We start from the raw sequence: 2492 nt of genomic DNA, 5'->3' as shown, positions 1-2492 counted from the left end.
GCTTCTATGCTCTCGCCCGCGCTTGTGGCGATGCAAAACGAGCTGCACACCACCGCCACCGAAATCGGCAACACGCAGACGGTGTCCTTCACGGCCGCTGCGCTGTTCTCGCTGTTCCTTCCCCGCCTGGCCGACATCGTAGGCCGCAAGAAGGTGCTCAGCGGCATGCTTCTGATCACCGCCATCGGCTGCATTGTGAGCGCCGCCGCGCAAGACGTGACCATGCTCATGGTGGGCCGCATCATGCAAGGCGTTGCCGGCCCGGTTGTGCCTATGTGCCTTATCATGCTGCACACCCAGGTCACCGAAGAAGCGCGCTACACCAAGCTCATGGCCATCCTGACCTCGGTCAATGGCGGCATCGCGGGCGTTGACGCCATTCTGGGCGGCTGGCTTGCCGGCAACTTCGGCTTCCGCTCGGTGTTTATTTGTATGGACATCGTTGCCGTGCTCGCCGTGGTGCTCGTGTGGTTCTGCTCGAAGGAAAGCAAGGCCGAAGGCTCGCTGAAGATGGACTGGGCCGGCGTGGTTACGCTCGGCATCGCGTTTCTTTCCGCCTACTTGGCCATCAACGAGATTCAGAAGCTGGCCAAAGCCGACTTCGTGATGGTGGCCGTGCTAGTGGCAGTTGCCGCCGTATTCTTCGTGGTGTTCTGGAACATTGAGAAGAAAAGGACGCCCCCATGGTGTCTACCCGCTATTTGAGGCAGCGCCGCACGTGGGGCCTGCTGCTTACCACGCTGCTCACCATGACCGGCGTGTTCGCCATTATGAACGGCGTCGTGCCCGCTATCGCGCAAGACGAAGCCTGCGGCGTTGCCATGGGCGCCGACGTGGTGAGTTTCGCCACGCTCACCCCGTATGCGCTGCTCGGCCTGTGCTTCGGCCCCGTTGCCGGCGTTCTGGCCAGCAAGTTCGGCTACCACGCCGTGCTGCGCGCGGGCCTTGTGGTGTCCATTTTGGGCGCGCTGTTCGGCATTTTCGTCGCGCACAACACGAGCATCGCCATGCTTGTCGTGATTTCGGTCGTGCTGGGCATTTCCTATGCCGGCACCGCGAACATCATGCTGAACGGTTTGGGTATCGTGCTTTCCCCGAAAGACAACACGGGCTACCTGCCGGGCATGAACGCAGGCGCATTCAACCTGGGCGCAGGCCTTTCTTTCGCCGTGCTGTACGCCGCTATGGACGCCTACGCCGCGCAGGCGGGCGCCGCCGGCGGCTATGCTGCCGCCATGGTCATGGGCGCCGTGCTTTTGGCATGCGCACTGGCGACTTCGTTCCTTATTCCTAAGGCCGACGAAGCCGACAACAGCTAAGCTGGGGTAAGCCAAACGCAATGGCGGGGCAGGTGCCGAATTCCATCGCGCGCCTGCCCCGCCAGCGTTGCGGCAAACCCTTCTATCCCCGCATTCGCGGGTGCGCGCCCGAATCACCGCGCGCCCGAAACGCGAGCCCAAGGCAGAGACCCATGCGTGTTCTTTGCCGAGCCCGCTGCAAAGCATAGCGGCTTCGGCAAAGTACGACCCGACCCAGCAGACGACAACCATTCCGGAGGATTGCTATGAGCAAAGTCATCGTGTTCGGAAGCTTGAATATGGATTTGTCCATCGAGAGCGACCACATGCCCAATTTGGGCGAAACCATTATCGGTCGCGGATTCATCACCAACCCCGGCGGCAAGGGCGCAAACCAGGCCGTCGCTGCGGCGAAAATGGGCGCCGCGGTGTGCATGCTGGGTGCCGTGGGCGCTGACGCATTCGGCGATCAGATGATTGCAGGCCTCGCCGAGCACGGCGTGACGTGCGAATACATCACGCGCTCAGAAAGCTGCCCAACAGGCGTGGCCATTATCACACGCGTATGCGGAGACAACTTCATCACCATTGACGCAGGAGCAAACGCAAGCACGCGCATCGACGCGGTGCGACGCGCGCTCGACGAAGTGGCCGAACCGGGCGACGTGTTCTTGGCTCAGCTGGAATGCGACTACGAAACCACCTGGGCCGCGCTTGCCGAAGCGTGCAAACGAGGCCTATACGTGGCAATAAACCCCGCCCCCGCGCATGAGATCCCCGAAGCCGTGCTGCCCTGCCTGGATTTGGTGGTGGTGAACGAGGGCGAATGCGAGATGATGACGGGCATCTACCCCGCCGATGCGACGAGCGCCCGCGCCGCCGCCGGCAAACTGAAAGAAAGCGGCGTGGGCTGCGTTGCCATTACGCTGGGAGCGCGCGGATCGATGGTATTTTGCGGCAATGAAACTATTGAATCGGCGCCGCCGAAGACGCGCGCAATCGATACCACCTGCGCAGGCGACACCTATATCGGTGCGATGGTCGCAGGGTACGCACGTGGCCTGTCGCTTGCCGATTCAGTAGCGCTCGCCACGAAAGCAAGCGCCATGGCCACCACGAAGGTAGGCGCCCAGCAATCCATCCCCACGCTCGCCGAGGTCGAGTAACTCAGGGTCTCAGTAAGCGAAACCTGTT

Annotated in this window: 3 protein-coding genes; all 3 read left to right on the top strand. The window is 62.2% G+C overall.

From position 1 onward, the window contains the following. On the top strand, positions 1-705 hold a 705-nt coding region (locus tag ACWI6D_RS09345), incomplete at its 5' end, for an MFS transporter (protein ID WP_449134488.1). Continuing rightward, positions 684-1319, top strand: a complete 636-nt coding sequence (locus ACWI6D_RS09340) for an MFS transporter (RefSeq protein WP_449134487.1) — start codon at positions 684-686, stop codon at positions 1317-1319. The genes ACWI6D_RS09345 and ACWI6D_RS09340, both read left to right, overlap by 22 nt. A gap of 245 nt (positions 1320-1564) precedes the next feature. Beyond that, on the top strand, positions 1565-2464 hold the full coding sequence (locus ACWI6D_RS09335; protein ID WP_449134486.1) for a ribokinase: 900 nt from the start codon (positions 1565-1567) through the stop codon (positions 2462-2464). Positions 2465-2492: the final 28 nt, after the last annotated feature.

The sequence above is a fragment of the Senegalimassilia sp. genome (genome assembly GCF_977052095.1).
The sequence above is the reverse complement of the archived record's forward strand: the minus strand, read 5'-3'. Positions and strand labels throughout refer to the sequence as shown.